The organism is Pseudomonas sp. dw_358 (genome assembly GCF_018449655.1).
GTDB lineage: Bacteria > Pseudomonadota > Gammaproteobacteria > Pseudomonadales > Pseudomonadaceae > Aquipseudomonas.
Map to the genome: position 1 here is coordinate 385389 of NZ_JAAVUX010000003.1, position 9302 is coordinate 394690.

Genomic DNA, 9302 nt, shown 5'->3' on the forward strand with positions numbered 1-9302 from the left:
CCTCAGTTCACCCAGACTCGCGCGTTGCGGAACATGCGCATCCATGCGGCATCTTCGTTCCAGTCATCCGGGCGCCAGGAGTTCTGCACCGCACGGAAGACCCGCTCAGGGTGCGGCATCATGATAGTCACGCGGCCGTCGCGGCTAGTCAGGCCGGTGATCCCGCGCGGCGAGCCGTTCGGGTTAGCCGGGTACTTCTCGGTCACCTTGCCGTGGTTATCGACGAAACGCAGGGCCACGCAACCGGACAGATCCGCTTGCAGCAATGCCTCTTCATTCTGGAACTCGGCATGGCCTTCACCGTGGGCGATGGCGATCGGCATGCGCGAACCGGCCATGCCCTGCAGGAAGATCGAATTCGACTCCTGCACCTGAACCATGGCCACGCGGGCCTCGAACTGCTCCGACCGGTTGCGCACAAAATGGGGCCAGTATTCGCTGCCGGGGATCAGCTCGTGAAGGTTGGACATCATCTGGCAACCGTTGCACACGCCGAGGGTAAAGCTGTCGGTGCGCTCGAAGAAGCCCTGAAACGCATCCCGGGCGCGGCTGTTGAACAACGCCGACTTGGCCCAGCCCTCGCCCGCACCCAGCACGTCACCGTAGGAGAAGCCACCGCAGGCCACCAGCCCCTTGAACTCGTTGAGGTCGACACGGCCGGCGAGGATATCGCTCATGTGCACGTCGATGGCATTGAAGCCGGCACGGTCGAAGGCCTGGGCCATTTCGACCTGGCCGTTGACGCCCTGCTCGCGCAGCACCGCCACTAGCGGGCGCACATTCTTCTTGATGTACGGTGCGGCCACGTCCTGGTTGACGTCGAACGACAGTTTGACGTTCAGGCCCGGGTTGTCTTCTTCCAGGAGAGCGTCGAATTCCTGCTCGGCACAGTCGACGTTGTCGCGCAGCTTCTGCACCTGGTAGCTGGTTTCGCTCCATTGACGCTGCATCAGACGACGCTGGGCTTCGAAGATGATCTCGTCGTTGTAACGGATCGTCACCTCGCCGTTGTTGACCGGACGGCCGACCACCGACACGCAGTCGCCCAGACCGGCAGCGCTGAATTGCGTCAGCACGTCGGCGGTTGCGCCTTGACGCACTTGAATCACGGCCCCCAGCTCTTCGTTGAACAGCAGCGCGTTGACCTCTTCACGAGAGTGCGCAAGGGCATCCAGTTGCAGGTCCAGGCCGCAGTGGCCGGCGAACGCCATCTCCACAGCGGTGGTCAGCAAGCCACCGTCGGCACGGTCGTGATAGGCCAGCAGGTGACCGTCGGCGTTAAGGCCCTGAATCACTGCGAAGAAGGCCTTGAGGTCTTCGGGGTCATCGACGTCCGGTGCCTGGCTGGCCAGCTTGCCGTGAACCTGGGCCAGAATCGAGGCGCCCATGCGGTTCTGACCGCGGCCCAGATCGATGAGGATCAGATCGGTTTCGCCCTTGTCCAGGCGCAGTTGCGGGGTCAGGGTCTTGCGGATGTCCAGCACGGGGGCGAAGCCGGTGATGATCAGCGACAGCGGCGAGGTCACGCTCTTCTCCACGCCCTCTTCGCTCCAGCGGGTCTTCATGGACATGGAGTCCTTGCCCACCGGGATGGTAATGCCCAGTGCCGGGCACAACTCCATGCCCACGGCCTTGACCGCGTCATACAGGCGAGCGTCTTCACCGGGGTGGCCGGCGGCCGACATCCAGTTGGCCGAAAGTTTGATGTCGGAAATCTTGCCGATGCTGGAGGCGGCGATGTTGGTCAGGGTTTCACCGACCGCCATGCGTGCCGATGCCGGAGCATCCAGCAGGGCCAGCGGGGTGCGCTCGCCCATGGCCATGGCTTCGCCGCTGTAGACGTCGAAGCTGGTGGCGGTGACGGCCACGTCAGCCACCGGAACCTGCCACGGACCCACCATCTGGTCGCGGGCCACGAGGCCGGTGATGGTTCGGTCGCCGATGGTGATCAGGAAGCTCTTGCTGGCCACGGCCGGGTGATGCAGGACGCGCTCGATGCTGTCCGTGAGGCTCAGGGCACTCGGGTCAAAATCATCGCCCAGCTCCTGTTCGCGCACGGCACTGCGGTGCATGCGCGGTGCCTTGCCGAGGAGGACTTCCAGCGGCATGTCCACCGGGCTGTTGCCGAAGTGGCTGTCGGTCACGGTCAGTTGTGGCTCCGCGGTCGCTTCGCCAACCACCGCGAACGGGCAACGCTCGCGCTCGCAGATGGCCTGGAAACGCTCGAAGTCGGCCATGCCCACGGCCAGCACGTAGCGCTCCTGGGATTCGTTACTCCAGATTTCCAGCGGCGCCATGCCAGGCTCGTCGTTAGGCACGTTGCGCAGTTCGAAACGGCCACCGCGGCCGCCATCGTTGACCAGCTCCGGGAAGGCGTTGGACAGACCGCCCGCGCCGACGTCATGGATAAAGCTGATAGGGTTGCGCTCGCCCAGCTGCCAGCAGCGGTCGATGACCTCCTGGCAACGGCGTTCCATTTCCGGGTTCTCGCGCTGCACCGAGGCGAAGTCCAGGTCGGCCGAGCTGGTGCCGGTGGCCATGGACGAGGCGGCGCCGCCGCCCAGACCGATGAGCATCGCCGGGCCGCCCAGCACAATGAGCTTGGAACCCACGGTGATTTCGCCTTTCTGCACGTGTTCGGCGCGGATGTTGCCCATGCCGCCGGCCAGCATGATCGGCTTGTGGTAACCGCGTACTTCATCGCCGTGCAGGGTGGTGATCGATTGCTCGAAGGTACGGAAGTAACCGGTCAGGGCCGGACGGCCGAATTCGTTGTTGAACGCGGCGCCACCCAGTGGGCCGTCGATCATGATGTCCAGGGCAGTGACGATGCGCTCGGGCTTGCCGTAGGGCTTTTCCCAAGGCTGTTCGAAACCGGGAATGTTCAGGTTGGACACAGTGAAGCCGGTCAAGCCGGCTTTGGGCTTGGCGCCACGGCCGGTCGCACCCTCGTCACGAATTTCGCCGCCGGAACCCGTCGAGGCACCGGGAAACGGCGCGATCGCGGTCGGGTGGTTGTGGGTCTCGACCTTCATCAAGATATGCACCGGCTCCTGCACCGCACCGTACTGGCGGGTATCAGGGTTCGGGAAGAAGCGCCCGGCGACGCTGCCAACGATGACCGAGGCGTTGTCCTTGTAGGCCGAGAGCACGTTCTCGCTGTGCATCTGGTAGGTGTTCTTGATCATGCCGAACAGGCTTTTTTCCTGTTCCTGACCGTCGATGTCCCAACTGGCGTTGAAGATCTTGTGACGGCAGTGCTCGGAGTTGGCCTGGGCGAACATCATCAACTCGATGTCATGGGGGTTGCGCCCCAAGCCCTGGAAGGCGGTGACCAGGTAATCGATCTCGTCCTCGGCCAGGGCCAGGCCCAGTTCGACGTTGGCTTTTTCCAGCGCGGCACGGCCACCACCCAGCACATCGATGACGGTCAGCGGCTTGGGTTCGGCGTGGCTGAACAGCCCTGCCGCGTCATCCAGCCGGGCCAGCACGATCTGGGTCATGCGGTCGTGCAGCACGTCGGCGATCAGCTGCGCGTCGGTTTCGCTGAACTGCCCGGCCACATGGAAAGCAATGCCGCGCTCCAGGCGCTGCACCTTGGCCAACCCGCAGTTGTGAGCGATGTCGCTCGCCTTGCTCGACCACGGCGAAATTGTGCCAAAACGTGGCATGACCAGGAACAACCGCCCGGTTGGCTCCTGGACCGGCACGCTGGGGCCGTATTTCAGCAGTCGAACCAGTACGTGCTGTTCGTCACCGGACAGCTCGCCAGTCACCTCGGCGAAATGGGCGAATTCAGCATACAAGCCACTGACAGCAGGGACTTTCTGGGCCAATTGCTCGAGTAATTTACCGTGGCGAAAGGCAGAAAGGGCAGGAGCGCCGCGCAGGATCAACATCTTCGGGACAGCCTCGGGAAGGGGTGTGCTTTGAGGCCGTGCATTCTAGCGTAAACCGCCGCCCACGGCATCCGAAACGGCAATTGGCACGTCGGGCGCAGACCATTGGTGCGCGCAGGTCACAAAAACAAGGGCATGCGCCGCGTTGCACTGTAGGAAAACTTACCGTAACGGGTGTGAATGATCCATTAATTACAGGGAAATCACCGCGCGGACTCGCTAGCAGACTCGCTCCGTTCTGTCGAGATATGGCGGCGCGAGTGCTTTGCGTATACTGCACGCCATGCCCTCCCCAATTGCCCTACGACCGCGCGGTGCCAAGTGGTTCATCGCAGCTGCAATGCTCTTCCTGCTCCATGGCTGCGTGGATAAACCCAGCACCCTGGAACGCATAAAGGAAGAAGGCGTGCTGCGCGTGGTCACCCGCAACAGCCCGGCGACCTATTTCCAGGATCGTAACGGCGAGACTGGCTTCGAATATGAGCTGGTGAAGCATTTCGCCGACGATTTGGGCGTGGAACTGAAGATCGAGACCGCCGACAACCTCGACGACGTCTTCGGCCGCCTCGACCAGCCCAACGGCCCGGTGCTGGCAGCCGCCGGCCTGGTGAGCACAACCTCGCGCCAGCAGCAGGCACGCTTCTCCCACCCCTACCTGGAAGTCAGCCCCCAGGTGATCTACCGCAACGGTCAGTCACGTCCGACCAGCGCGGCGGACCTGGTGGGCAAGAAAATCATGGTGCTCAAGGGCAGCAGCCACGCCGAGCAACTGGCCGAGCTGAAAAAACAGTACCCCGCTCTGCAATGGGAAGAGTCTGACGCCGTGGAGGTGGTCGACCTGCTGCGCATGGTGGATGAAGGCCAGATCGACATCACCCTGGTCGATTCCAACGAAGTGGCGATGAACCAGGTGTATTTCGCCAACGTGCGGGTCGCCTTCGACCTGGGGGACGCCCGCGACCAGCGCTGGGCCGTGGCGCCGGGGGAAGACACCAGCCTGCTCGACGAGATCAACAAGTACATCGACAAGGTCAAGAAGAACGGCGAACTGCAGCGTCTCAAGGATCGTTATTACGGCCATGTCGACGTCCTCGGCTACGTCGGCGCCTATACTTTTGCCCAACATCTGCAGCAACGTCTGCCCAAGTTCGAGAAGCACTTCGAGGCTACCGGCAAGGATGAGAAGGTCGACTGGCGACTGCTGGCAGCCATCGGCTACCAGGAATCCATGTGGCAGGCCACCGTGACGTCCAAGACCGGCGTGCGCGGGCTGATGATGCTGACTCAGAACACCGCCCAGGCCATGGGCGTTTCCAACCGCCTGGACCCGCACCAGAGCATCGCCGGCGGCGCCAAGTATTTCGCGACGATCAAGGACCAGCTCGACGAGAAAATCGCCGAACCGGACCGAACATGGTTCGCACTCGCCGCCTATAACGTCGGCACCGGCCACCTTGATGACGCGCGCAAACTGGCGCAAAACGAAGGTCTGGACCCGAACAAGTGGCTGGACGTGAAGAAGATGCTGCCGCGCCTGGCGGAGAAGAAATGGTACAGCAAGACTCGCTATGGCTACGCCCGCGGCGGCGAACCGGTGAGTTTCGTGGCCAACATTCGTCGCTACTATGACATCCTCACCTGGGTGACCCAGCCGCAGCTCGAAGGCAGCCAAGTGGCCGAGAGCAACCTGCACGTGCCCGGCGTAGACAAGACCAAACCCCCGGCCGACCCACCGCCGGGGAGTTGAATCGCTGCGGGACGGGTGTCAGACCCAGGTTCACCCTGCGGGAGATTCCAGGGTGATCTGCACGATTTTTGGTCGGCAAGGCCTGCTCCCGCCACCAGGCCTTGAGCTGAAATCCAGAAAATCCAGCCCAGCGAATCAAGACACTGACGGCTTGGCCCTGCGCGCCTTGAAAAACTCGCTCAAGATCGCCCCGCACTCCTCGGCCAGCACCCCCCCTTCGATCAGCAACCGATGATTGAGAAAGCCCTGACTGAAAAATTGCCCCTGGCTCTGTGCCACCCCCGCCTTGGGCTCCAGTGCGCCGAACACCACCCGCGCGATCCGCGCATGCACGATCAAGCCGGCGCACATGCTGCACGGCTCCAAAGTCACATACAGCGTACTGCCCGGCAGCCGATAATTGCTGGCCGCCTGGGCCGCCGCCCTGATCGCTACCATCTCGGCATGGGCACTGGGATCCGAACCGCTGATGGGGCAGTTGTACCCCTGGCCGATGATCTGTCCGTCCTGCACCACCACAGCGCCCACCGGCACTTCGCCCAGGCGCGCGCCGTCGGCGGCCCGTTTCAGCGCCTCGCCCATGAAAAAGGCATCGCGGCTGCGATCAATGATCTTTACTTGCTTCAACGTCGGGAAACCTCGATTGCTGCTACACCCAGACTTGGGATGACCTGCTACGCGCGCCCACTGGACACGCGGGTTATTGGCCTGATGACGGTCTCCGCGCCCCGCTGGCTCAGGGCCGGACCACACCCGGCGGAGCCAGAGAGGGGTCCAGGTACTCGTAAGGTTCCACCCGTACCTGCAGCGCCAGCCGCCAGTCGCCTCTCACTACGCCATCGGGGCGACCCATGGACGGCAGGAAGAACTCACCGGGATCGAGGGTCATGCCGGTCCCCTGCCCTGCGCCGGCGTCGACCACCCGCAATGCCAAGACATCTTCGAGCTGCGCCAGCCCTGGTACGCCTTTATAGGTCGAAGCATGAGTGTTGCCCACCAGTGCGACCCACTTGCCGGCGCCGGACGCCGCTTGCCGCACACCGATCACTCGGCTGGCATAATAACTGAACACCTGATGACGCAGGGTGCTGCCGACTTGATCGAATACGTCGTCCATGCCATCAAGGCGATAACTGGCGGCGCAATCGAGCGCTCGCACCTTGATGCCTTCGCGACACGCCGCTTGCACCAGCCGCGTGAAGCTGTATTCGCTGGTGATGTCCAGGCCATGACCTTGATCCAGCCCACGCAAGTAGTCCTGCAGGCGGGTTGGCAGGTTGCCACTGCGCCGAAGCTTTTCCAGCCAGACCTGATGCAAGTCACTCATCAGGTGCTCCATGTACAAGGTGTCCACACCTTCGCGGGCCAAGGTGTGCATGTTCTCGATCAGCAACCGCTTGCTGGAGGTAGCGATGTGCGATTCGCCAATCACCACCCCTCTGCTCTCCTGGACCAGCCGCTGAAAAGCCAGTGGCACCGGCAGGCTACTGTCCGGCGCAAGCAACGCCGAGCGGGGCCGGGGATTACGCCGCCACTGCTCGATAAAGTCGAGCGAGTCCTGGATCAGCTGGCCACGCAGACGATTCACAATCGCCAACGTCGCTTCCAAGGGGTGTCCAGACTCCAGCCCAAGGCCACTCAGCAGGTTGCGGTATTCCGGCCGGTACAACTCGCGCACCGCGCCCCGCGCCGACACTGGCACTTCGTAAAGCGGTGTCGGCAACTGAAACGCTTCATGGAAGTCTGGCAGTTGCGAATCCGCCACGCCTTTGCCAAGACACTGCCCACCGCCCAGCAAACACGGACGATCAAGCAGTTCCCACTGCAACTGCTCATTAAAGCGCACGGGATAATTGCCATTGAAGGCAAACGGCCGCTGCGGATCAACAATCAGCCAGTAATCCAATCGAGGGTCGCGACGGATTTGATAAAGGCGGCCGTCGAGACGAGCATACGGCAGCCCTTCGCGCATCAGCACGCCGTCGGTTCCCGGCAGCGCCGGGGCCAGCGGCGCGATGGCGGGGTCTGCCTGGAAAGGTAGCAATTCTGAAGTCAGTGGCCGGCTCGCGGGGATCAGCAAGGTGAGGTTGAGCAGCAGCTCGATCCCGCTGAACACCGCAGCCAGTATAGCGGCACTGCGCCGCCGGGGGTCCTTGGCATTGACGGCCTGATCAACCTGCAGCGCAAATTTTGCGCCACTGGCCACCACCACCAACAGCGCCACGGGCCAGGCCACCATGGCCCCGGCACCGAACGCACGCAACCCGGCGCCCAGGTAACCGACCCACATATCCTTGCGCAAATCCCCATTGCCTCGCAGGTGCAGGTCGGCCTCGGCGGCCATCTGCTGGCGAGTTTGTTCGCACAACCAGGCACCGGCATCGCCGGTCATGGCCAGCAGTTCCAGCTCGCTCCGCGCCGCAGCCAACGACCGCGTGCCCAATGCCGCGAATGCCGCGCTTCTGGCCGAGGCTGCGCTCGGCCCCAGCAAACGCCCATGGGCCAGCAGATGATCACGGCTATCGGGATGCTGCAACTGAACGTGCAACCACGCTTGCAACGCTGCTTCGTCGGTAAAGGCCTCGAACGCCGACTGCCGCCCCGCCAGGTACAACAGCCGCGCCCCCGCAGGATCGCCGAAACACAACACGCTGACCAGATCGTGCCCGGCCACTCGCAACCGCTGCACGTCGATACGGCCCTGCGGTGAGTGCTCACCGGTAAAATCAGCCAGCACAGGTACCATGGCCTGCCTGACCCCCAGCCCATCGAACACCCGCTGCACCTCCAGGCGACTGACCTCTCCCACCTCGCAGGCCTGTATCGCCGCAGCCAGACAGTTAAGCCTGATCAGCGCACTCACCGCCCCGGTATGAGCCGCCCAGAAGGCCGTCATCCGCCCATGATAAACCTGGCTGAAATTCACCTCCCAGAGCGCGTTCAGCACTTGAGCGGGGAGCAGCCGCACCTCGCTGTGCTCATCATAAAAGCGCTGACCGGCATCCGCGTGATAGAAACCACCCATCACCTGCAACACATCACCATTGTCCTGATCACCCACGCGAAAGCGCTGCATGACCAACTCGGTGAACGTCATCGACTCGGTGGGCGGCCCGACGTGGACATAGCCGGTAAACGAACGGTGACTGGACTGGCTGTTGTCGAAGCGGTGCCAGTGAATGGCATTCGGGTCGCCCTGCACACCCAGGGTGGCGAGTAGATGCGACGCGACATCCCACGCCATCTGGTACAGCTCGGGCAGCTCGATGACGGCCTCGCGGGCCAGAGTCTTCAGCTGCTGGCCAAGGTCGGAGAAAGACGCTTGAGTGCTCATGGGAAACTCCGCAACGATAAAAGAGCGCGAAGTATCGGAAGCGGCGGGTCCCTGCGGGCTTTATATAAATGTAGGTCCAGGACTCGGGTGCAAAAAAGCCGCACAGTGCCTGGGCGCCAGTGCGGCTTTGGGGAGCGTTCAACGGGAGGGGATCATTCCCACTCGATTATCAACAGTAGATTAAATCACTTTTAAATCAACTAGTTACAAATAAATCAAATTCAGAACCATGAAATATACCATCCAGTGTATGACTGATGCTCGCATGTCTCCAAATCAGAAACGCCTGTCGATTGGCAAGGCTCATGATCACCTCTCAACG

General features: G+C 62.5%; 4 protein-coding genes. 1 reads left to right on the forward strand and 3 read right to left on the reverse strand.

The annotated features are described in order from the left end of the window. Positions 1–2: 2 nt before the first annotated feature. Positions 3–3899 carry a phosphoribosylformylglycinamidine synthase gene (purL, locus tag HB675_RS07670; protein ID WP_213877264.1) on the reverse strand — a complete coding sequence of 1299 codons (3897 nt, stop codon included), beginning with the start codon at positions 3897–3899 and terminating at the stop codon, positions 3–5. 283 nt (positions 3900–4182) lie between these two features. On the opposite strand from purL, the gene mltF reads away from it, so the two are divergent. After that, a complete protein-coding gene (gene mltF / locus HB675_RS07675; RefSeq protein WP_213877266.1) occupies positions 4183–5646 on the forward strand; it encodes a membrane-bound lytic murein transglycosylase MltF in 1464 nt (487 codons plus the stop codon). A 135-nt stretch (positions 5647–5781) separates the two neighbouring features. Here the strand turns inward: mltF and tadA are convergent, their stop codons facing one another. Together tadA and HB675_RS07685 are read right to left on the reverse strand one after the other, a co-directional pair. Continuing rightward, a complete protein-coding gene (tadA, locus tag HB675_RS07680; protein ID WP_213877268.1) occupies positions 5782–6273 on the reverse strand; it encodes a tRNA adenosine(34) deaminase TadA in 492 nt (163 codons plus the stop codon). Positions 6274–6382: 109 nt separating this feature from the next. After that, positions 6383–8980 carry a membrane-targeted effector domain-containing toxin gene (locus HB675_RS07685; protein ID WP_213877270.1) on the reverse strand — a complete coding sequence of 866 codons (2598 nt, stop codon included), beginning with the start codon at positions 8978–8980 and terminating at the stop codon, positions 6383–6385. Between the last annotated feature and the right edge of the window lie 322 nt (positions 8981–9302).